We start from the raw sequence: 24,792 nt of genomic DNA, 5'->3' as shown, positions 1-24,792 counted from the left end.
CCTCCTTATTTTTTATTAAACTCTTCTTTAAGCATATAATAAGACTCCTTAAGCCTTTCATGATATTTAGGCTTTATCCATGAAGTCAAATTAAACCTTTTAGAAGCTATTCGTGAACTTTCTCCATTATTATTTTTTATTGTGACACCAACATTTATATAATCTATTTTCTTAGAATCAAAAGAAAATGTTTTATAAAAATCATCTATTATACTTTTAGTTGATGGATCCTTAAAATTTAATAAACCCCATGGAATTCTAAGTTCTATATAATTATTATTAATATAATAATCAGCAACTGAGTTAAACTCTTCACTTTTAGGATTTCCATTTCCTAAAACTAACTTTCCTGTCTCATAAGATTTAGCATCTTTAAATGTATTAGTCACCTCAGAATAACTTTTTTCTTTAGAAGGAAGCCTTACTACTGAGAATCTTTCACCATTTTTTTGTACATCAATTTTATTAGGATCTACCTTTAATTCATTTCTATTTTCTATAAACTTAAATGTATCATAATATTCATGGACTAATACCTTACTATCTTCTTTACCTAAATCTATTATGAAATCTACATTATTTTCAAAGGTTAAACCTTTTTCATTATATTTATTAACTCCAGAATTAGGAGTTACATCCAAATCAATGTATACCCTATCCTGTTCATCTATAGGTTTATTAAGTTCTACTAGAAAATATAAATATTTTTCATCATATTTCATAGAAAGATTTACTCCATTATTACTTCCCAATATATCGTTATATCCCCATTCATTTATACTTTCATCTGGATAAGAAGTTTCCTTTTCATCCCCTGGCTCAAAGGAAATAAGTCCAAAATTTTGACTAAATACTTGAGCATTACTCCAATAAGCACTCTTATCTAAAATAAATAACTCTTTTGTGTTCCAAGATGATCTATACCAACTATCTTGCCATTCAAATAATATTCCTCCTACACATCCAGATTCTTTAATTGCTTTATATGTTTCTATTAACATATTTCCCTGCTCTTTTTCAGTTATATATCCATTTTCATCACTTTTAATAAAGTCACCAGCCATTCTTCCTGATGGAACTGAATACTCAGATATAAGGACAGGTACACTATGATACTTATTTAACTCAGTAAAATATTGATGTAAAATATCATTATTTATTAAAGAATCATTCTTTAATATAGAAATGTTATAAGATGCCATTATTCCAGATTTAAACTTCTCTGTTTTTTTAATATTTTCAATATCAATAAATCTTTTTTCTTTATTCTTTTTATTTACATATCCATCTCTTACAAATTTCATTATGTCATCTTCAACTGAAACAAAGCTTATAATTCTTTGTTCCTTATAGTTTTTACTCTCATATTCTACTAAATAATCAGCTAAATAACTTAAATACTTTTCTGTATCCGAAGCACCAATTTTACTCTGTATATACTCTCCATTAAATTCTGGTAAATCATTCATTATCTCAGAATAAATAACATCATCATAAGCCAATTCATTTCCTATAGTATAACCAATCACATATTGCGAAATATTAGTTTCATAAATTTTTTTAGAATTACTGCTCAAACTTGGAATCTTATTACCATGTATTGCATCCACAGTTGTTTCTATGTTTTTTTTTAATTCATCTGAAACTTTTTCTCCTTGAATATCTTCTCCATCATCTATTGCTACTTCATTTAATGATATTCCTTGCAATAAATAAAGTGGTTTCTTATTATTTAAGTTAAACTCATATAAAGCTTCATAAAAGTCTTTATTCATAAGTCCTTGAACTCTTAAACAATTTAAATTTAATTCCTCTATATCTTTAAACCATCTAATATAGTCTTCCTTATTGGCTTTAAAATCTCCTGGAAAGCTTCCAGGCTTAGTAGAACTAATATTTATTCCATTTATACTAACCTTATCATCTCCTGCCAAAACTTCCTTACCAATTATTTTTGAAAGAATATTAATATCCTTTTTGTTATAAGCCATTTTCCCTATAAAGTTAATTCCTATTAAGACAAAGAAAAATGTAAAAATACTAAAAATTAAAAATTTCTTCATTTATATTTCTCCTTTACTCTGTCCATTTATAAAGTTTTTCTATATTTTCATCCATCCATCTTCCCCTATTTATTAAAAATACCTTAAGCATTTCTATTTCTTCTTCATAGGAAGTTGCCATGTTTTCTGTTGATTTGAAAAGACCTGTATTATTCTTTAAATATTCGTCTAACTTTTTAGGATCATCCTCAAACTTAGAAAAATCATTTCTATAATCTTTAAACATCTCAAATTGATTACACATATATATAGGCCAAACTTCAAAATTTCTCTTAGGAGCTTCTCCTAACATTTTCACAGTATTATCTATAAAATCAATTAAATACTCATCACCTAAATAAGTCTTTCTAAGTAATTTATATCTATTAACTACCTTTTCAACAAAATTTTTGTCTTCCATAAGCCTATCAAACCAAGCAGTTCTATTCATATAGAAGCCTTTATAATCATAATAAGGACTTAAAACATCACTATTTCCCATAGAAGCATTAAAATCCCATACTGGCCCAGCCTTAATCTTTTCTCCAAAGTCTTTATAAATATAGGTACTTAATATTCCAGCATCTGTATTATTAAAGAATTCATTTATAATATAATAATCTACAAATGTATCTACATCTATGTACTTTTGATATCCAACACTCTTATTATTAAATTCATTAGAGTATAGACTTCTTTCAAATATACTTATGGCCTTGTTTATATAATTTTTCTGCCCTTCAGTTAAACTCTTTTTAGGATATGATGCTAAAATAGGATAATCATATAAATATGCTTCTTTTCCATAATTATTAAAAATAATATCCTTTTCCTTAGGATTATTTTTTTCAACTATAAAACTAGTCTCACTCCTTGATGGATTACTTTTTGAGATATTAACACGATTTTTATTTCTCTTTATCTGTTCAATCATAAGAAATACTCCCTTATAGTGATTGGCACTTACCGTTTTCCCATCATCAACTATAAATGCTTCACAAAATTTAGCTCTTGGAGCATACTCCATTATTTTCCCAGATATACTGTAGGCCATATAATTTCTCAAAAGGGACTTGTCCTCAAAAGGAGCATTTAAAATCCATTCTGATTCCTTTGGCATACCCAATATCTCTTCGTCTTTTTTATTTCCACTCTCATCAATCAAATCTATGCTATATTGTTTTTTAGGTACTCTCCTAGTAGTATTTCCTCTTATTTTTATTTGTATATCGGATTCTAAAACTGGTTCATCATTTAAATTATTTATATTTCCTTCTGAATCATATATTTTTATAGTTCCTTTTATACTCTCATTCCCATTTATTTTTTCTCCATTGGTGTCTATAACTACTAGTGGGAGGTTATAACCTTCTTTTTTTGTGCTTTCCATTTCTAAAGAATATTTATTGACTTCAGCTTTACTATTTACTGATTCTTTCTCTTTAAAGGTTTCACTAGTACATCCAATGAAAAAAATAAATGATAATATCTGAATAAATAATATAAAAATTATTCTTTTCAACTTCATATTAACCCAATGTTTCTCCATTTTGAGCAACTATATTAACTGCTGAAACCCCCTCAATTGCATATAACTCCTTTAAAAGCCCTCTATCGTCATCCTTTTTTATCTTTATTTGATAAACTAACTCTATATTATTTCCTGTTGAATTTTTAGCTCTTAATTGGCCAGATTTAAAAGCCTTAAAAACGCAACTCATCATATCTTCTTCTTTTTCTCTTATTCCTCGTATTATTAAAATATATCTGTCTTCTTTTCCTAACCCACCTATACTTATTAAAAATATTATTACACTTAAGAATAAAACTCCTACTATAGCTATTACATAACTTTGTGTTCCTACACATATTCCTGTTGAAATAGCCCAAAATATGTACATTGTATCTCTAGGATCCTTAACTGCAGTACGGAAACGCACAATAGATAAAGCTCCAACCATACCTAAAGATAATGCTATATTACTTCCTATAACAATCATAACCATACTTGTAATTAAAACCATCATAACAAGTGATACGTTAAATTTTTTGTTATACATAACACCACTATAGGTTGTTTTATAAGTTACAAATATTATTAAACTTATAATTAAAGCCACAAATAAAATTTCAAATGCTTTAAATGCTCCAATTTCACTACTATTACTTATTAAATAATCATATAATTTTTCTTTCATCCTATTTACCTCTCATTTCTTAAGTTTAAGCTAAGTAATTTTCAAAAAATCTTCTTGAAGCACAATATTTACTCATGGATTGATTTACTGCCTCTCTTCCATTAACTATTTGAGATATCCAGCAAAAAAAATCACCATCATATTTTACCTCTAAAAGTCCATCATAATGAGTAAATACAGGTGTTAAAAACACCTCTTCAGAAAACAAATCAAAATCAGTTTCACTAGCTCTTATATTGCTATCTAATGTAACTCTTATACTATTTTCTTCATGTATATATGCTCGTCTATTATATTCTACTAAAACAACAGGCTGATATTGTCCTATTGTCATTATGTTATAAGCAGCTTCTGCAATTGGACTATTATATTTTAATAAAACATCATACTCCTTATTTATTAAAGCTATTGCATCTTCTCTACTTATACTTAAAGTTTCCTTTTTTTGATTAATATTAAATTTTCTTTTTATTTCCAATTTAACCAATTGACAATCTGTTCTATATATCCTAAGTCTAATTTTTTTTCTAACCTCCTCTCCTCCAAGTTTGGCATAATAATCACAATTATCTATGGAATCAAAATATAAACTTCTAATACTGTATCCATAACTTCCATTATTTTTATCTGGAATCAGTATCTTTTTTAATAAATTTTCTAATTTGTAATAATCAAATTCGCTTATTACATATTTTAATTCTCTCCTGTTTACAATCATCTTAGGCTCCTTTCTTGTTTTTATATAATTAAAATAAATAGCTTTATTTTCCCAAAAACGGTCGTTTTTAGGAATACAAAGCTATAAATGTAATAATTATTTAAATATATTCTTTTAAGTCAATAATCTGGAAATAAAATTAGAATTTTAATGATAGCTTTAAAGATATAGAATATTTATAAGTTTGAATCAAAAACGACCGTTTTAGGGAATGATTAATTAAAATTTACATAATTAATTTTTAGATTTTGTTAAGATATCTGTAAATCGTGGATTTACTAACCTTTGTTAATTCTGTTATCTCTGATATTTTATACTTTTTACTATTATACATTTGAATGGCTAAATTTATATCTTGTTTACTTTTAGGAGGTCTTCCCCCTTTTTTTCCTCTTGCACGTGAGGCAATAAGTCCTTCAATTGTACGTTGAGAAATAAGATCTCTTTCAAATTGACTAATACCTGCAAAAATAGTAAACATTAATTTTCCTTGAGGAGTCGTAGTATCAAGCCAAGATTCTTTAAGCGATTTAATATTAGCACCTTTTTCTTCGACTTTTTCTACTATACTAAAAAGTTCTTTAACACTTCTACTTAATCTTGTAAGATCAGTAATTATAATAATATCTCCTATATTAAGAGAAGATATTAATTTATTAAGTTCTGGCCGCTCATTTTTTATACCAGATATTTTTTCAGCAAAAATTTTATCACAATTAACAGAATTTAATATATCTAATTGTCTGTTTAAATTTTGTTCCTCTGTACTTACTCTTGCGTATCCCAATTTCATTAAATCACCTATTAAATTAATTTTTACTCAAATTAACATATATAATTTTATATTACAATTAAAATTAAAAAAATTCAATATGAAATTATTATTAATAAATAATATTTTGTATTTAAAAATATTTTAACATAAGATTAAGGCTTAGGTAAATATTACATAAACCTTAATCAATATCTTTTTAAGCAACTTCAGTGTTTGGAACCAATAAGTTTACACTATCTATTCCTTTAAAATTTATAAGGTTATCTATTAATAAATTTTCTTTAGATTTTGATGTATTTATTTCATAAACTAATTCAAATGAATCACTTAATATATTTTTAGCTTTAATATTAGTTTTTATTTTCTCTTTTGAGAATATTTCTTCAATATTATTTAGATTTACATTTTGTCCTCTTATTACAAGTAATAATTTATTATCCTTTAATCTAAGCTTACTTGTAGTAATCATTAAAATAGATAGTATTATTGAACTTACTCCACATAAAAATATAGCTCCTGTAGCTGATGCTAGTCCAGCAAATATACTCCAAAATATAAAACCTATATCTCTTGTATCTTTTACATTTGTTCTAAATCTTACTAAAGATAATGATCCTAACATCCCTAATGAAACAGCTAAATTTATCTGTACTAATTCCATAAGCACAGTTGTAATAAATGTTATCATTATAAGTGTTGTATTAAACTTCTTATTATAATTTAAAGTATCGTATGAAGCTTTATATGTAAAATAAATAATTGTTGAAAAGATCAAAGATATAAAAATAGTTTTTAAAATTACATTTGGATTTTTTGCATGTTGAATTAATGAAGTTAAATCATTTATATTAAAATTTCCACTTAAAATTTGACTCATATTTATGTTCCTCCTAAAATCATTTGTATTAATTAATAATAATATGTATTTAATAATTGTCTTGAAGTACCAAATTTGCTTGGTGGTTTTCCAACGAAATTACATTTAGATAAAACTTCTTGTAATTGTTGGAATAAAAATCTATCATATTTAACTTCTAAGATACTTTTATCTCCTGGTAATCCTTTTTGAAAATTTATATTTTTATTAAATAGATCATAGTTGAAGTTAGTAAATCTTAGATTATTATCTAATGTAACTCTGGTATTGAAAAATTCATGTGTAAAAGCTCTTCTGTCATATTCAACCATAGAAACTGGTCTATATGATTTACTCTTCATTAAATTAAATGCGTATTCATATAAAGGATTGTCTTTATAGTTCAATAAAACAGAATATTCTCTATTTATTAACCTAATTGCATCTTCTTTAGTGATAGTTATACTTTCCTTTAATTCTCTTTCAAAATGCTTTCGTTTAATTTCAAATTTAGCAAATTTGTCTTCTTCATTATAAATTCTTACTCTTATACGCTTTCTCTTTTCAGTTTTTATTTGCTTTTCTCTAAAATCTTCATTGTCTATACTATCAAAATATATACTTCTTGTTTTATAGCCATTATAATCTCCGTACTTATCTGGAACCAATATTTGACTTAAAGAATTTAATAAATAAACTCTATCTGTACTTGAAACTAAAAATTTCACTTCTTTTCTAGATACTGATAACATACTCTCCCTCCTTTCTCATTAATTAATACAAAAGTATTTTTTATTTTGTGTACCTTTTTAATAAAAAAAGGCATATATCAAAATAATTTTTTTATTTTACTATTTTGATACTGCCTATTTTAATTTTTTTATTTTTACCTAATCATCATCTGAATCATTTAAATTGTCACTTGAGTCTTTATCATCACTAATTTCTTGTTTATTATCATCTTCATCATTATCATTTTCATATTTATCATCTTCATAAGTATCATCATCATTTAAATCACTATTTACACTTTTACTATTCTTATCCTGTTCTTTTTCCTTATTATCATGATCATCTTTATCATTTTCTTTATCCTCTGTTTTATCATCATCGTCTACTTCATCATCTTGCTCTATTTCATTGTCAGAATCTATCTTATTATCATGATCTTTTTCACCATTTACATCATAATCTTCTTCATCATCTCTTAAATTTATATTCTCTTCGTTCAATCTATCAATAAGTTCATCTATAGTAATATTTTTCATCTGTTCCTCTGAAAATCTATTATTTAACCTTTTATTAATAGAATATTTCCCCAAACTAATACCAACTTTCTTAGCCTCCTCATGGTCTCCTTTGTCTCCTTGAATATAAACAATTTTAAAATCATTGAAATTTTCATTTATTACCGCTTTAACATTATCCTCAAATTCAACATTTTTATTTTCTCCTAAGAATGAAAATCCAACTATAAGTGAGTTTTTATCTTCAAACTTCTTATTCTCTTTTAAACTTGTTTTAATTAGTTTAAGTGCATCATCTAAAGATTTATTTTTTATTTTATCAATATCTAAACTCTTTGCATCATCATTTAATGCCACTGCATTAATTACAGTATTATCTTTATTAACCTCAATTGAAAAACTTGGATTAATATCAAATGTTAATAAGGCATATGGTGTATTTTTATTATTGACATTTATAATTCCAGAAACAATACTAATAAATATTAACGCTGCAGTAACTATTGGAACAGTCCAAATTTTTATAATTTTATTTACTTTTTTATTCACTATAATATCATCATCTGTAAAGAGAATCGCTTGTCCAATATTTACATTTTCTTTTCTCCTTATTTTTAGCAATCCTCCACTTTCATCCATAACTATTATATACTTATCATGTATATCAATAATTACTCCTTTATAATACAAAGTTATTCCCCCTTATTTTTTTATCCAGAGTATTATATTCCTATATTTCTTAAAGAAAATTACTATAACTGATATTATAAATAATTTATTTCTCTTTAAAATTCTTTCTGTAACTACATATTTTAAGGAAATTTTTTTTACAGGTAATCTTCTCTTTTCATACATAAATGTAGTTACTTCTGAATCATGGCTAACTTGCTCTGAAAGATTTATGGAAAATGTTCTTGTATCTCTATGCTTAGGAGAATTATTTATTAAATCATCAAGTTTAATTTTAAATAACAATATTTCTTTTTTAAATTTATGTATTTCTTTAATAAGTTCATCTTTATTTTCGATGGGATTATGTACTATATTAGTGATATCTATTCCTAAATCCTTTAAATACTCCACAGAAATCATTTCCCTATATTTCTTTTCCTTATTTAAATAATTCTTTATTCTACTCTCTATTACTAATTTCGCAAATGAATGAAAGTTACCTTTTTGAGAATTATATTTTTCTACAGCTTCAACAAAGGCTAATATTCCCAAACTAAATTCTTCATCATTTTCAATAGATACATATCTTCCAGTCAAGTTAGAGATTGTATTTAGTATAAATCTAATATTCTCTTCAACCAGTTCATTTATATCTTTATTTTTTAAAGTAATATTTATCATAATAATTCCTTTCTATATCTATATAAAACCTAATTAAATAATATAAATAAAATAATAATTTACTCTTATAAATCTCACATAGATATGTTTTTTCTAATAAAAAATTATAATAAAAATTTACTTTTTTTCCAATAAATTAATTGAATATTCAAAAAATAGTTACAATTTTATTTGTATTAAAAAAGGAAAATACGTATTTATATATCCTTTAATTAAGTGATACTAACTTTAAATACATATTTCCCAAATCTCTTATTTGTTTTTATTATTTAACTGTTTCAATGCTTGTTTTAATTTTTCAGGTATAGGTACTCCTAAGGCTGCACAATTTTCTAATATACTTATACCCTCATTTGTTATATAGAAATAAGCTATCATTGTTCTAAACATCCAAGTTCCATTACCTAATAACCTATCTAGCATAACAGCAACTAAAAGAACTATTAATATAAGACCTTTTTTAGCTATTCCTTTCAATCCTATATTTGAACATAATTCTTTATTTTTACACCCTTTAATTATTCCAGTCAAATAATCTAAAAAAATAAATACTAATAAAGTTATTAGTGGAATATCCCATGCACCAAATATCCAAGTGAATAAAGTTCCTAAGGATACAATCCCCCACTTTATATAATTTATTATATTCTCCATAAGAACTATACCTCTTAAACTTAATTTAACTTTTGTTACCTATATCAATATATAATATTTATAATTCTCTTTAATTGTCCTTATTTTTCAAATATACTTTCACTAATAATATTTAATTCATAATCACATTTTAAAATTTTTAAAAGAGTTTAATTAATTCTCACCTTAATAGAACTTATACAAAAAGAATACATGAAATTTATATCAAATTCCCTAAATATTTATTGATTCATCTTCTCTTAATATAAGAACTATAACTAAATCTTTTTAACAAAGTCAGCCTTAACAAAACCGTTTTTACCATACTTAGTTGTTATTCTATACCATCCAATATAATCTGAGTCTACCCAATCAATTCTAAATATTTCTCCATCATCTATAATTGCAACTACTTTTGAATCTGTAGTTCCTCTCTCCCTTAAATTTAAGAAATCACTTACATTGTAGGTAGTAGCCATTTGAAATTTTTCTACATATTTAGAACTTACATAGCCAGTAATATTTTTGTATTCAATAAGATACCATCCTAAATAATTAGAATCTACCCACTTTATCATAAATTTCTCTCCGGCTGGTATCTTCCCTATAATCTTAGAGTCTATCTCCCCTTTTTCTCTTATATTAAGATAAGTTGATACATTCTTAGTGGTAGCATTATACAATTTAAAATTATTTTTTACATCTAATATTTCTTCTTTAAATTCATTCATATCACAATTTCCTGATACACCAGCTACATTTCCTTTATCTGAATATTGAAACCCAATCCAACTACTCCAAACTCTATTATCCTTTGGTGCTTTTACTCCATATTCAGCTATCCAAAGGGGATAAACTCCTAATCTATTATCTAAATTATTATTTGCAAAGCTTGTATAAGTGTAAACAACAACCTCTCTATTTGTTATCTTTCTTACTTCTTCTAAGAATTCTATACACATAGTGGTTAGTTCATATGCACTTCTACCCTCTGTTGTTTCAACATCTAAGGCTAATTTACAATCATAATCAGTAGCCCCTATCTCATTTAAATAATCAATAAAATAGTTAGCTTGTCTTTTTGCATTTTTATTAGGCTTAAAGAAATGATAAAAACCAACCTTTAAGCCCTCAGCTTTTGCTCTTTCATAATTTTGTTTTGCATATGAATCCTTAAAATAGTCTCCCTCTGTTGCCTTAATATAAACTACTTCAATCCCCTCATTTTTTACACTTTTAAAATTTATATTACCTTGCCAATTTGACACATCAATTCCCTTTAAATTATTACTATTTCTTCCTTCCATAAATTACTCCTTCTTTTGTATATTTTTTTATATTACATTCTATGATTTTCTTTACTAAAGCTACATAACTTTAATTATTCTTTTTAAGTTTTTATTTATTAAACCCTATCTTCATAATATAAAAAGTAAATCACTTAAAATTTGTAAACTTATATTTTATTTTTAAAAATTATTTGACAGAAGCTTATAAAAGATATAAAATTAATTCATACAATTTAATTGTACACAATTAAATTTAACAAAATGAATTCAGGAGGGTTTTATTATGAAACAAAATGGAAATGAAGTGTTATTAAAATTACAACAAGGAGAATTAGATGCAGTTCTTGTTTATAAAAAACTTGCTGAACTTGCTAGTTCTGAAGAAGAAAAAAATGTTTTATTAAGCATAGCAGCAGATGAAGGAAGACATGCCTCAATAATAAGAGAATATTCAAAAGAGATTTTAAAACCTTGCAATAAATCATCTGAAGAAATAGAAGCTGCTTATAAAAACTTAGGTAAAGAAAAAGTTTTTGAAATGCTTATAAATGCTGAAATTAATGGTGGCCCAGTATATGAAAAACTTGGAGAAGAATTCCCTAGACTTAAAGAAATAGCTAAGGATGAAATAAAACATGGTAATTTATTAAAAGGATTAATAGGAAAAAGCAATCTAAACTAATTTAGATTGCTTTTTCTATAGTGTTAAATAATCTTTAGGATTACTATATTATAAAATACATCCTAGTATTTAAAGTTTATTTAATTTACTTCTTTACTAGCAAACTGACTATTATAAAGACTTTCATAATAACCACCTTGCTTCATTAACTCTTCATGAGTTCCCTGTTCAATTATATTACCATCATTCATTACTAATATTAAATCTGCACTTCTTATAGTTGAAAGCCTGTGAGCTATAACAAAGCTAGTTCTATCCTTCATTATATTTCTCATGGCCTTTTGAAGTAATAATTCTAATCTAGTATCAACTGAACTTGTGGCCTCATCTAGTATTAATATAGCTGGATCTTTTAAAATTGCTCTAGCTATGGTTAAAAGTTGTTTTTCTCCCTGAGATACATTTGAAGCCTCTTCATTTAATAACATATTATATCCACCAGGTAATGTTTTTATAAAATGATGAACATTTGCAACCTTTGCTGCCTCTATTATTTCCTCTTTAGTGGCATCAAATCTACCATACCTAATATTATCATAAATAGTTCCATTAAATAGCCAAGTGTCTTGAAGAACCATACCAAACATAGATCTTAAATCTTCACGTTTCATATCTCTAATATCAACACCATCTATTTTAATTGAACCTCCTTGAACATCGTAAAATCTCATTAAAAGATTAATAAGAGTAGTTTTACCTGCTCCAGTTTTTCCAACAATGGCAACCATCTGACCACTTTTGACATCTACGCTTAAATCTTTTATAAGTGGCTTATCTTCCTTATATCCAAATTTAACATGGTCAAAAGTTACATCTCCCTTTGGCTTCTCAATTTTTATAACATTATTAGGATCTTTAACCTCTTCTTCTTCCTCTAAGAATTCAAAAACCCTATTAGCAGCAGCCACTGCTGATTGTATTGCTGATGATAATTGAGTTACTTGAGATAAAGGCTGATTTATTTGCCAAATATAACGTATAAATGCTTGAAGATTACCAACGGTAATTCCACCACCTATAGCTATTATAGAACCTACTACCCCTACCACAGCTATTCCTAAATAAGTAACAAGACTTATTAAAGGTGACATTATACCAGATATAAATTGAGCTTTAAAACCTGTTTCTCTTAACTCTTCATTTACCTTTACAAATTCATTTAAAGCATCATCTTCTTTTCCATATAACTTTAATTCATTAAAGCCTGTGTACATCTCTTGTACTTTTCCATTAAGATTTCCTAAAGCCTTTTGTTGACTATTAAATAATTTCTGAGATTTAGAAACTATTATCTTTGTAATTAAAATACTTAAAGGTATTATTAAGGTTGCAATTAATGCTAGCTTAATATTTATTGAATACATCATTATTAAAGCTAATCCTACAGATAAAAATGCATTTATTACCTGTACAAAACTTTGCTGCAATGCATTAGAGATGGTATCTACATCATTAGTGATTCTACTTAATACATCTCCATAACTATTACCATCAAAATATCTTATTGGAAGTTTATTTATTTTTTTCTCAACTTCATTTCTAATATTTTTCATGGTATTTTGAATTGCATTAGTTAATAAGAAACTTGCTATAAGAGTTGATCCTGTACCACCTGCATAAACTAAAAATAATAAGATTAATACCTTAAAAATATAATTAAAGTTAACTGAAGCTCCAGAAACTCCTCTTATAATTCCCTCAAAATCCTTAGTTAACTGAGTTATTATTAATCCTTCTGTTCTTGGTGCTATGGCAGTGAAAACAGCTGCTGAAATTATAAATAAAATAGCTCCTAAAAAAGCCCACTTATACTTACCAACAAAAGGAGAAATCTTTTTTACTACTGATTTAAACTTATTCATTTGCTAACTCCTCCTCTGTAAGTTGTGATGTTGCTATTTCATGATAAATAGGACAATTTTTTATTAATTCCTTGTGAGTTCCTATTCCAACTACTTCCCCTTCATTTAGAACTATAATCTTATCTGCATCCATTATAGAACCTATTCTCTGAGCCACTATTAACACAATAGCATCCTTTGTTTCAGATCTAAGTTCTTTTCTTAAGATTGCATCTGTTTTGAAGTCTAAAGCTGAGAAACTATCATCAAAAATGTATATATCAGGCTTTCTAACAATTGCTCTAGCTATGGAAAGTCTTTGCTTTTGTCCACCAGATACGTTAGAACCACCCTCTGTTATTATCTCATCAAATTTATTAGGCTTATTTGAAATAAATTCATAGGCCTGTGCAATTTTAGCTGAATCCTCAACCTCTTTATACTCTGCATCTTTCTTACCAAACTTTATATTATTTGCTATGCTACCAGTAAATAAAAGAGTCTTTTGAGGAATGAAACCTATTTTTTTACGTAGATATTTTAAATCATAATCTCTTACATCTACTCCATCTATTTTTATACTTCCCTTAGTAACATCATAAAACCTTGGGATTAAATTTATAAGTGTACTCTTACCACTACCTGTACTTCCTATAAAGGCAATAACTTCTCCCTTTTTACCACTAAAGGATACATCTTTAATTACAGGCTCCTCTCCATTTGGATAAGTAAAAGATACATTTTCAAACTCTATTGTTCCCTTGTTTTCTGTATCCTTTATTCCATTTTTAGGACTTTTTATTATTGGTTCTGTATTTAAAACTTCCATAATTCTATTAGCAGAAACCTGTGCTTTTGGATACATTACAAAAACCATAGAAAATAGCATTATTGAAAACATTGCATGGAATAGATATTCAATAAAGGCAACTAATTGACCAACTTGAAGTGTTCCTACATTTATCATCTTACTAGATATCCAAAAGATAACTATAATAGCGATATTAAGTAGGAAAAAGAAAAGTGGTTGAGATATTGCCATAAGTTTATTTAACTTTTTAGCCACCTCTGCATAGGACTCATTTGTTTCATCAAATCTCTTCTCCTCATACTTTTCATTTCCAAAGGCCCTTATTACCCTTATACCAGTTAAATTTTCTCTAGATATTCTATTTAACTTATCTAACCTTTTTTGTAACTTTTCTGATAAAGGTTCAGAAGTTTTAGCTATTAATATAACCCCTAAAATTATTATAGGAATTACCACTGCTAAAACTAAAGATAAGGAAAGGCTTGTTTTAAGTATCATTACTAAACTTATAGTAAACATAACTGGTGTGATTAAAGCCATTTTTAGAAGTGTGTTTGTAAATTGTAAAATAACAAAAGGATCGTTTGTAGTTCTTGTTATCATAGAAGAAACTCCAAACTCATCATATTCTGTATGGGAAAACTCTTGAGCTTTTTTAAATATATCATTTCTAATATCCTTAGTTATTCCCGTTGAAATCTTAGATGAACAATATCCAAGTAATATTGTTCCCATAACACCAACTATAGAAATAACTACTATTACTAGGCCCATTCTTTTGATATAAGAAATATCATTATTTATTATTCCAATATCTATAACTTTTGCCATAATAGTTGGAATTCCAAGCTCAACTAAAGCAAACCCAAATACTGATATAACATTTAAGATAAAAATTGATTTGTAGTTCTTTAAATATTTTAGTATTAGTTTCATTGCTATATACCCCTCCCTTTCTCAAAATTTTTTATAATGTAATTATTAATTATACCAAAACTAACTCTTTCTCATAAGTGTATTTTTAGTTATTTATATGTTAATTTTTTTCATATTCTTTAATTAATATATTTAATCTTCAATTTATAAGTTCTATTAAATATTATTATACTAAAAATATATTTTTAATATTTATAGTATAATATTTTAAATTTTATCCATATTGATTTATATTATATTTTAAAAATATTTGAAATACCAAAATAAAAAATAGACCATAATAACTGCCCCCAATTTTTAAGAGGTTGCTATTTATCATGGTCTATTAAATATACTTACTATATTTTTATTTTAATCTAAGATTATTATGCTTTTAATCCTCAGCACTTTTTACTTAGATAATTCCATATTCTTTTAATAATTTTTCTATGTCAGTTCCTGCTATTTGTTTCATTACTTTTCTCTTTGCTAAAGGTGGTAAATCAAGTTTTGGTTTTTCACCATCTAATAAACATACTCCAGCATTTAATAAGTAACGAATGTCATATCTTGATGCATATACCTCAGGTACTCCCTTTTCAACTCCAGTTAATACATATACTGCTTCCATAGCTGTACGTCCTGAGTATTCAATAGTAAATACTGTATCTCTTCCTGGATCATCTAAAGTTTCTGCAAATTGTCCAAGGAAAGCAAAGTTAACTGCATTCTTAGGAACAACATAAGGTCTGTCTCCAAATTCACGAGGCATAAATTGTGAAGTTATAAATGGCATCATTACAGGAATTGCTGTACAAGACTCAGCAAGTTCTTCAATTTCATCAACTGGAACGCCTATATGGAATAACCATTCCTTTGTAATTTCCTTACCAGTACAATCTCTCATAGGTTTCTTAATATAATCACCCTCAACATCTGAGAATAATCCATATACCCAAACTACTACATCTTTTTCTGGTTGGCCATAATATTGTTCTTGACGATTTATAGTCCAACTCATTAACCATGAAGAGTCCACAGCTGTAACTATTCCTCCTGTTACAGTCTTTCCTCCATATGGTGAACGTTTAGTTATTTTTTCAATGTATTTTGGTACACGTTCATCATGGCAAGTTACTGTACAAGATTCCCAGTTTGATTTTTCAGTGTCAGTACAGAATTTATCTGGATGTCCAAATTCATCTGATTGTTTAGCAATATTTCTCCATAATTCCCAGCATCCTTGTGGTTCTTTATTAAATGGAGCAGGAGTATTATCATCACCATATCCTGAACCTTCTGTCATAGAACCATTAGTTATGAATACTAAATCATTTTCAGTTAAGTTTACAGAAATATCTTTTCCGTTTTTATCCTTAGCAACTATTTTTTTAGCCACTTTTTTATCATCGCTTATGTCGAATTCTACATTTTCAACATGTACTCCATATTCAAACCTAGCCCCATTTTCTTTTAAGAATTTAACCATTGGTTTTACAAAAGATGTATATTGATCATGTCTTGAGAATTGCAGTGCTGAAAGTGTTGGTAATCCACCAACATGGTGTATAAATCTATTCATATATAATTTCATTTCTAAAGCACTATGCCAGTTTTCAAAGGCAAACATAGTTCTCCATAATGTCCAAAAGTCTGTATTTAAAAGTTCTTCAGAGAATATTTCATCAATTGATTTATCTTGAAGTTCTTCATCTGGTATAAGAACAAACTCTGCTAATTCCTTAGCTAAATCTTGTCCTAAATTAAATTTAGCGTTGTCATATCTTTCTCCATTTTTATGAGTTATACGACAATTACTATAGTTTGGATCATCATAATTTGTGTAGAAAAAATGATCTAATACTGTCATATTTGGATCTTCAGTAGATGGAAGTGAACTAAATAAACCCCATAAAACTTCAAAGTGATGTCCCATTTCACGTCCACCACGAGCTACATAACCTAGATTTTGAAGTACTTCTCCATCTAAAGAGCCTCCTGGAAGATCTAATTGCTCAAAAAATGTTATTTTGCTACCATCCATATGTGCATCTCTAATTAAAAAACATCCTGCTGCTAATGCGCCTATTCCAGTACCAATTAAATATGCACTTTTATTTTCAATTCCTTTAGGTTTTCTAGCATGTACTAATGCATGATAGCTTCCATTTGTTAAAGTAAGTCTGTCATCATGTGTTTTAAGTTTCATAAAATCCCCTTCTTTCTTAAAACTAGCTATAAGTTTTCAAAACAAATCTTAGCCCTTTTTAAATCAATCCTTGATTAATAAGTTATAATCTTATGAATATAAGATTTTATTTACTAAGTGTAAGTTTTAAAAATAAATCTAACTTCCTTTAAATCTATAATATAACCTTTTACCATATATTTCATTAGATAAATAAGGGGAGTGTTCAAAGTTCAAACACTTAAACACATCTGACTAAAAATTAGGCATAACTCTCTTTGTGCCTAAATTCCTAAAGATTTTTTAAAAGAGTTAAAAGATTTTTATTAATCATTAGGTTATTTCCTGATTAATTTATTAATCCTATAAATTATTTCTCACCAATTTTATTAAACTCTTCACTACGCTGAAGTGATAATTTTATATTTCCATCAAATAATTTTCCTATTCTTCTTATGATGGCATCTGGATCTTCCTTCATTCCAGAGGAAATCCATTGAATTACCATTTCTGTAAGTGCACATTGATAGAAGGTTGCTATTAGTTTCATATCATATTCAGAAGCATTTATTCCATGGCTTAACTTCTTAACATACCTCTCCATCATGTTTCCTGAAACATTGTAAATATAATTGACCAATTCTTCCCTCTGCATTGAATTATATACATGATAAATTACTTTCTTATTTCCTAAGGCAAACCTTGTTGCTAGTACAAAGCTTTCCTCCCAAGACATGGTATCATTATATTCATCTATAACATTTTGAAGCTCAGTTTGAAAAAGTTCAGATAAAAGCTCATACATATCTGAATAATAATAGTAGAAAGTATTTCGATTAATTCCACAAGCTGATGCTATATCTTTTACAGTAATCTTATTTAGCGGTCTTTCATTTAACAACTCTATAAATACGCTACGAATCATTTTTTTAGTATATTGCTGAGCCAAAAGAATCTCCCCCTTTTGATTTCTATTAATAAATTATAACATTAACTTTATATTTTTTCATAAAATGGATATTAAAAAAGTACATATCAATTAAGACATGTACTTACTATAAAATTAATTATTTTCTTTTATAAATAATAGGATCATCATATCCAAAGGTTCTTTTTCCATTGACCTCTATAGTTTCAGATACCTCTAATTGTTTTTCTGAAAAACGTTCAAATAAAGTAAATTTCATAATAGGAGAGAAGTTACTAACACTTCCACCTTCCCAGAAATTTTCTTTAAACACATAAAAAGCAGGAGTAAATTTTTCAGATATTTTAAGATCTGAATAATCTATTAAATTCATATTTTCATAATTAAAAGATTTTTTATCATAACCTTCTGGAATTTCATAAGAAGTAAGCTTTATTCCTTTTGTTTCTTCTGTAAACAAAAATAGATGTGGTGATGCATGTGTTTTACCATTAGAAGTATAATAGCTTTCTTCTAAAAGAAATTTCCCTTTAAAATTTTCCGGCAAATTTTTTATCTTATTATTACAAACTGTATTAACATGTTCTGCAAATGGAAAATCCGTAACTCCATTATTTTCAAAATCCTTGAATTGTTCAGAGTTATCAAAATTTCCAATTAATAAGCTTAAAAAACAATCTAAATTACTCATATTTTACCCTCCATACAATTTAATAATTTTAAATAACCAATTTAATTAAGTATACTATCTTTTTTGCTTACTGTCATTTACTTATAATAACTCTAAACTCCTTTTGTTACCCCCCATAGTAAAAATTATCCTTTAATTATTAAAATATATTAAATTTATATTTTTCTTAATAAATAAAGTACTGATGAAAAATCATTTCCGCTATTACAAAAATAATCATCATTCATTGAAATTCCAACATTCATAAGTTCATCACCCTTAAATTCTTTTTCATAAGGATAACTCAACTTATAATCCCCATCTTTGTCTAATCCAAATAACTTTACTCTTTCCTTTCCTTCATTGGCATGATTTAAAAGCTTATAACATCCAAGAATAATAGTCTTCTCATCATTTGATTTAACCATCCAAGCGGAAATATTATTGTTATATGGATTCTTTATTCTATAAAATTCACCAAATTGAAAAACTTCTCTATTTTCTTTATAAAACTGTATTTGCTTCTTTATTTCTTCTTTCTCAACATCTGATAACTTATTAACGTCAAGCTCATATCCCAAGTTACCAAAATATGCTACATTTGCTCTTGTTTCTAATGCAGTTTCTCTAAATACTTGTTGATTTGGAGATTCTGATACATGACTTCCCATAGATATTAAAGGATAAACTAAGGAGCTTCCATATTGGATTTTTATACGTTCCATAGCATCAGTGTTATCACTAGTCCAAGTCTGAGGTGCATAGTATAACATACCTGGATCAAACCTAGCCCCTCCACTAGAACATGATTCAAAAAGTATATTAGGGAATCTTGTTGTCAATTTATCATATAACTTATAAACATTTAATATATACTTGTGATATACAGTACCTTGTAAATTTGCTCCTTTATCCTTGCTATAACATTCAGTTATATATCTATTCATATCCCATTTTACGTAGGAAATATTATAATCAGAAAGTAACTTTTCTATCTGGTTATATATATGGTCAACTACTTCATCCCTAGAAAAATCTAATGTATATTGATTTCTTGTATGGGAAGGTTTTCTATTAGGAGCATGAATAATCCAATCTGGATGAAATCTATAAAGTTCACTATCCTTATTAACCATTTCTGGTTCAATCCAAATACCAAAGTCCATACCAAGTTTATTTATATACTCTATTATTTCATTTAATCCATTAGGAAACTTTTCCTTATTTACAGTCCAATCTCCTAGGCCAGCATTATCATTATTTCTTTTTCCAAACCATCCATCATCTAAAACAAAAAGTTCTACTCCAAGCTTTGAAGCATTTGTAGCTAACTCTTTTATTTTTTCTTCATCAATAGAAAAGCTAAGTGCTTCCCAACTATTTAAAAGAATAGGCCTTACGCTATTTTTCCATTTTCCTCTCATTAAGCACTCTCTATAGAGACTATGATATACTTGACTCATGTAATTTAGTCCCTTATCAGAGTAAACTATAACTACTTCTGGAGTATAAAATTCTTCATTTAAATTTAAAGGCCAGCTAAATATCTCAGGATGAATTCCCATCATAATTCTAGTTTGATTATAAGTATCTACATCAATTTCTGCCATAAAGTTTCCACTGTAAACTAATGAAAATCCTATAACTTCTCTTGAAAACTCATCTGTATTTGGTCTCCTAAGAGCTAAAAAAGGATTAAACTCTGCACTGCTAGCTCCTTTTAAACTATAAAATCCTTGAGTCCCTTCTTTAATGCTTCTATCATAAACATGTCTTTCTCTTCCCCATGCCCCATTAAGCTGAATCATATTATAATTAGAATCAGGTAAATCTAAATTAAAACTCATTGCCTTTTCTATATTTATAGTCTTATTACTAAGATTTAAAAAACTAGCACTTCTTGTAATAACCGCCCTATCTTCAAATATAGTAAAATAGAGCTTTAATTTACTTTTTATTACCTCATCTAATAATGTGATTTCTAATGTTGTTGCATCTTCTTTGTTTTCAACATAGGTTTGTGGTAGCCCTTTTAATTTTAATTTTCCTTCAATTATTTTATGACTTTCATATTTAAAGTCTGAAATTTCACTACCATTTTCTTGTTTTATTAAAAATGCTCCCTTCCTAAAATCAGAAAGACCAAAGGTTGGATATTCTTGCCTAGTATTCTGTAAAGAAAATTTGTTATCCCCTTCATATACATAAGCAGCTAAAGGTCTATAAATACCTTCAAACAAATGATTATATGTTTTATAGGGATCTATTTTTTTACCAAAATATAAATTCCCAACATGTCCATTAGGTAGAATATGAATAATATAGCTAATTTCTTTATTATATAAATGAAATTCCTTCAATTCTTTATGAAAAATAATCGGCATTTTAATTCTCCTATCTAAAAAGTATTTTTAAAGTTTTCCTCCTGAAGTTGCTATACCCTCAATAAATTGTTTTTGGAAAATAATATAAACAACTAACATAGGCCATATTGCTAATACTGATGCTGCCATAAGTTGAGGATAATTTACAGAATAAGCACTTTGAATTTTTGATAATGCAGATGATAAAGTAGCCGCATCTGTATTTGAGTTAACAATTAATGGCCACATTAAATCTTTAAATGCAAATAATGCTGTAAATATGCTTAAAGCAACTAATCCTGATCTTGCTAAAGGTAACATAACTTTAAAAAATGTTTGTCCTATATTACATCCATCTAAGTATGCGGCTTCCTCTAACTCCTTTGGTAATCCCATAAAAAATTGTCTTAAAAGGAAGGTTCCAAAGGCACTAACTAGTCCTGGAAAAACAAGGGCAAAAATAGTATTTCTCATGTTAATCTGATCTATCATTAAATATTGTGGAATTATAAAAACTTGCGCTGGAATCATCATTTGGAATAAAACTAATCCAAACAGAAAATTTCTTCCTGGAAATTCTAATCTTGCAAAGGCATAGGCTGCCATTGCACTAAATAAAACTGAGCAAATCACTCTAAAAATCATCATTAAAAATGTATTTATATATAATGCTAAAAAGTCATTTCCCTTTATAACTTCTATATAATTCTCTATTCTCCACTGACTTGGAAAAATAACAAAAGGATTCATCTGAGTAGATTCTGTTACTGATTTAAATGATGTTAATACCATCCATACAAAGGGTAATATCATGATTATTGCTATAATAATTAAAAATAAATGCATAAATATTCTAGATATTTTCTTTCCTTCCATTTAACTCACTCCTTATCTACATGTAATTTACCCATTTCTTCTGCAACTTCATTTGGATAAATGTAAATATTAAAATAATAATTAATAATAATATAATGATTGTTGATCCATACCCTTTATCTGAATACTTAAATGCATTATTATAGAATAAATAAACAAGTGATACTGTTTTATCGTAAGCAGGGCTTGTTATATCTATCATCATATAAATAACATCAAACACTTGCATAGACTGAATTATATTTGTAACAATTACAAAAAATAATGTTGGTGAAACTAAAGGAAGTGTTATATTGAAAAATTGATTTACAGAGTTAGCTCCATCAATAGTAGCTGCCTCATAATAATCTTTTGGTATTTCTTGAAGTCCTGCTAATATAAGTACCATACTATATCCAATAGTACTCCAAACCCCAATAATTATTATTGAGTATATAGCTATTTTAGGGTCGTTTATCCAATCTATCTTAGGAATTCCTATCTTTCCAAGCAAATGATTTATTAATCCAAATTGTGTATTATATAACCATTTCCAAACCATTGTTATAGCAGCTGGTGTGACTACCATTGGAATAAAATAAATAGTTCTATAAATATCTCTTCCCTTTATCTTTTTATTTAATATTGTCGCTAAAATAAGTGCAATGATTACGTTTAATGGAACAACAAAGAATGTATATTTTAAAGTATTAATAGTTGCTTGCCATACTTGCTCATCACCTAGTAATCTTATGTAATTTTCAAATCCTATAAAAATATCATTTCTACCAAAATCACCACTTTTGTAAAAACTCATTTTTAATACTTGAAATATTGGTATAATATTTAGAATAATTAACCCTATAATAGTGGGAGCTACTAAAAAATATCCCCAAATCCATTCCTTTCTCTTTCTATTAGGAACAAAAAGTCTTTTAAATAAATTGTTTTTTCTAAGTTCCATAATTATTTCTCCTTATATTTAATAAAAAAACAATAGCTACTGTTTATTTTCACTATTGTTTTTTCATTTTAATTTACTTTTCTTGATTCAAATAGTCATTCATCATTTTAGCAGTCTCTTTACAAGCTTCTTCAGCTGACATATCTTGAAGATATGCTTTCTTTAAAATTTCAGTAGCCTTATCTTCCCATTTAGCTGTAGAATTAGAGTATGGTCTTATTTGAGCATAATCTAACATATCTACAAATGCTTTTGTATTAAAAGTAGTATTGTTCTTTGCCCATATATCAGCAGCTCCATTATATGCTGGAATTGCTATACCTAATTCACCTTGTTTTTCTTGTCCTTCTTTTGAGCTTAAATATTCTACCCATTTCCAAGCTTCCTTTGGATGCTCTGTTTTAGCTGAAATAGCATTACCTAAACCATTGAATATTGTTGCTCTTTTTCCATCATTTGAGGAAGGTAAAACAGTAACATCAAAATTTTTAGCCATATATTCATTATCAGCAAAAGAACCTAAATTCCAAGAACCAAAGAATCCCATAGCTGCTTGTCCATTTTGTAATGCCTCTGCTCTTTCTTTGTCATTAAAAATTTTAGGAGATAATCCTTCTTTAGAAAGATTAAAATAATAATTCATAGCCTCTATAGTTTTAGGGTTATCATATCCTGACTTCTTGTCATCAGTTATAATATCTCCACCATTTTGATATACAAAATTATAATATCCCTCTTGATTATGCAATGGTGCCAATACTCCAAATTGGCTTCCATCTGCCTTTGTTAATTTCTTTGAAACCTCATATAATTTATCCCAATTCCAAGTTTCATCAGGATAAGGTATTTGAGCTTCATCAAACATTTTCTTGTTATACCATAATCCAATAGTATCAAAATCCTTTGGAATTGCGTATTGATTATCATTTATGTTGTAAATTTCATTTAACCCCTCTGGGAAGTTTTTCAAATCAACTACTTCACTATTTTTAATATAATCATTTAGACTAAGTAACATTCCATTTGATCCATAACGATGAATTTCATTAGAGTGCATCCAAAATGTATCTGGTAATGATCCCCCAGTTGCAGCTGCTTCTAGCATTGTCCAATAATCATTCCATCCTATTACCTGTATATTAATCTTTGTGTTTGGATTTTTACTTTCAAATTCATCAGCTAACTTACGTAAGCCTTTTTCTTGTCCTGAATCCCATATTGCATAGGAAAGTGTTACAGTTCCATCATTAGATTTACCAACTTTCTCCTGACCTTTACTACCACACCCAGCTAAAAATAAAGTACATAAGCTAAGAGCTACTAGTTTAAACCTCTTTCTCATTTTTGTTCCCCCTTAAAACTTTTATAATTTAAGTTTATTAATTTTTAATAATTTGTAACTATACTTAAATTTTACCATTGAAAACGTTATTAAAGAATGTTATTATTGTTCTTAAATATATT

21 protein-coding genes are annotated in these 24,792 nt (G+C 27.1%); 1 reads left to right on the top strand and 20 read right to left on the bottom strand.

Annotation, left to right across the window (positions count from 1 at the left end):
• Positions 1-5 precede the first annotated feature (5 nt).
• The 11 genes from GOM42_RS02225 to GOM42_RS02175 form a co-directional block, all read right to left on the bottom strand.
• Entirely contained in the window at positions 6-2,063 is a 2,058-nt protein-coding gene (locus GOM42_RS02225; RefSeq protein WP_057230613.1) for a hypothetical protein, read from the bottom strand.
• A 13-nt stretch (positions 2,064-2,076) separates the two neighbouring features.
• On the bottom strand, positions 2,077-3,570 hold the full coding sequence (locus tag GOM42_RS02220; protein WP_003478918.1) for a CotH kinase family protein: 1,494 nt from the start codon (positions 3,568-3,570) through the stop codon (positions 2,077-2,079).
• Position 3,571: 1 nt separating this feature from the next.
• On the bottom strand, positions 3,572-4,240 hold the full coding sequence (locus tag GOM42_RS02215) for a DUF4956 domain-containing protein (protein WP_057230611.1): 669 nt from the start codon (positions 4,238-4,240) through the stop codon (positions 3,572-3,574).
• Between the two features lie 25 nt (positions 4,241-4,265).
• Positions 4,266-4,958, bottom strand: coding sequence for a polyphosphate polymerase domain-containing protein (locus GOM42_RS02210; protein ID WP_057230609.1), 693 nt, complete (start codon positions 4,956-4,958; stop codon positions 4,266-4,268).
• A 241-nt stretch (positions 4,959-5,199) separates the two neighbouring features.
• Positions 5,200-5,751: a recombinase family protein gene (locus tag GOM42_RS02205; protein ID WP_003478921.1), complete on the bottom strand. Its 552-nt coding sequence runs from the start codon at positions 5,749-5,751 to the stop codon at positions 5,200-5,202.
• Between the two features lie 178 nt (positions 5,752-5,929).
• Positions 5,930-6,610 (bottom strand): DUF4956 domain-containing protein, encoded by a 681-nt coding sequence (locus GOM42_RS02200; protein ID WP_003473840.1) that lies wholly within the window; start codon positions 6,608-6,610, stop codon positions 5,930-5,932.
• A gap of 32 nt (positions 6,611-6,642) precedes the next feature.
• Complete coding sequence (locus GOM42_RS02195) at positions 6,643-7,341, bottom strand: polyphosphate polymerase domain-containing protein (protein WP_057230608.1); 699 nt, start codon at positions 7,339-7,341, stop codon at positions 6,643-6,645.
• A 138-nt stretch (positions 7,342-7,479) separates the two neighbouring features.
• A complete protein-coding gene (locus tag GOM42_RS02190; protein ID WP_057230606.1) occupies positions 7,480-8,526 on the bottom strand; it encodes an anti-sigma factor domain-containing protein in 1,047 nt (348 codons plus the stop codon).
• 12 nt (positions 8,527-8,538) lie between these two features.
• Positions 8,539-9,189 carry a sigma factor gene (locus GOM42_RS02185; RefSeq protein ID WP_057230604.1) on the bottom strand — a complete coding sequence of 217 codons (651 nt, stop codon included), beginning with the start codon at positions 9,187-9,189 and terminating at the stop codon, positions 8,539-8,541.
• A gap of 252 nt (positions 9,190-9,441) precedes the next feature.
• Positions 9,442-9,843, bottom strand: a complete 402-nt coding sequence (locus GOM42_RS02180; protein WP_057230600.1) for a phage holin family protein — start codon at positions 9,841-9,843, stop codon at positions 9,442-9,444.
• Positions 9,844-10,100: 257 nt separating this feature from the next.
• Entirely contained in the window at positions 10,101-11,129 is a 1,029-nt protein-coding gene (locus GOM42_RS02175) for a GH25 family lysozyme (protein ID WP_057230598.1), read from the bottom strand.
• Positions 11,130-11,394: 265 nt separating this feature from the next.
• Here GOM42_RS02175 and GOM42_RS02170 point away from each other — a divergent pair, with 265 nt between their 5' ends.
• Complete coding sequence (locus GOM42_RS02170; RefSeq protein ID WP_057230596.1) at positions 11,395-11,793, top strand: ferritin family protein; 399 nt, start codon at positions 11,395-11,397, stop codon at positions 11,791-11,793.
• Positions 11,794-11,873: 80 nt separating this feature from the next.
• On the opposite strand, the gene GOM42_RS02165 is transcribed toward GOM42_RS02170, so the two are convergent.
• From GOM42_RS02165 to GOM42_RS02125, 9 genes are all read right to left on the bottom strand, one after another.
• The gene (locus tag GOM42_RS02165; protein WP_003455479.1) at positions 11,874-13,655 is read right to left on the bottom strand and encodes an ABC transporter ATP-binding protein; all 1,782 of its coding nucleotides are present in this window, start codon (positions 13,653-13,655) and stop codon (positions 11,874-11,876) included.
• Positions 13,648-15,381 carry an ABC transporter ATP-binding protein gene (locus GOM42_RS02160; protein WP_003455354.1) on the bottom strand — a complete coding sequence of 578 codons (1,734 nt, stop codon included), beginning with the start codon at positions 15,379-15,381 and terminating at the stop codon, positions 13,648-13,650. Before GOM42_RS02160 ends, GOM42_RS02165 begins: the two co-directional genes overlap by 8 nt.
• A gap of 394 nt (positions 15,382-15,775) precedes the next feature.
• Positions 15,776-17,569: an oleate hydratase gene (locus GOM42_RS02155; RefSeq protein ID WP_003450039.1), complete on the bottom strand. Its 1,794-nt coding sequence runs from the start codon at positions 17,567-17,569 to the stop codon at positions 15,776-15,778.
• Between the two features lie 349 nt (positions 17,570-17,918).
• On the bottom strand, positions 17,919-18,497 hold the full coding sequence (locus tag GOM42_RS02150) for a TetR/AcrR family transcriptional regulator (RefSeq protein ID WP_003455253.1): 579 nt from the start codon (positions 18,495-18,497) through the stop codon (positions 17,919-17,921).
• Between the two features lie 118 nt (positions 18,498-18,615).
• On the bottom strand, positions 18,616-19,167 hold the full coding sequence (locus tag GOM42_RS02145) for a hypothetical protein (protein WP_003455657.1): 552 nt from the start codon (positions 19,165-19,167) through the stop codon (positions 18,616-18,618).
• Between the two features lie 155 nt (positions 19,168-19,322).
• The gene (locus tag GOM42_RS02140; RefSeq protein WP_252597691.1) at positions 19,323-21,530 is read right to left on the bottom strand and encodes an alpha-galactosidase; all 2,208 of its coding nucleotides are present in this window, start codon (positions 21,528-21,530) and stop codon (positions 19,323-19,325) included.
• Between the two features lie 27 nt (positions 21,531-21,557).
• Positions 21,558-22,385 carry a carbohydrate ABC transporter permease gene (locus GOM42_RS02135; RefSeq protein ID WP_003455248.1) on the bottom strand — a complete coding sequence of 276 codons (828 nt, stop codon included), beginning with the start codon at positions 22,383-22,385 and terminating at the stop codon, positions 21,558-21,560.
• A 16-nt stretch (positions 22,386-22,401) separates the two neighbouring features.
• Positions 22,402-23,328, bottom strand: a complete 927-nt coding sequence (locus GOM42_RS02130) for a sugar ABC transporter permease (protein ID WP_110035026.1) — start codon at positions 23,326-23,328, stop codon at positions 22,402-22,404.
• A 73-nt stretch (positions 23,329-23,401) separates the two neighbouring features.
• Complete coding sequence (locus GOM42_RS02125) at positions 23,402-24,670, bottom strand: sugar ABC transporter substrate-binding protein (RefSeq protein WP_252597690.1); 1,269 nt, start codon at positions 24,668-24,670, stop codon at positions 23,402-23,404.
• Between the last annotated feature and the right edge of the window lie 122 nt (positions 24,671-24,792).

Source organism: Clostridium sp. 16K-1-R1, assembly GCF_023921145.1.
Lineage (GTDB): Bacteria > Bacillota > Clostridia > Clostridiales > Clostridiaceae > Sarcina > Sarcina perfringens.
This window is presented reverse-complemented; position numbering and strand designations above follow the sequence as displayed.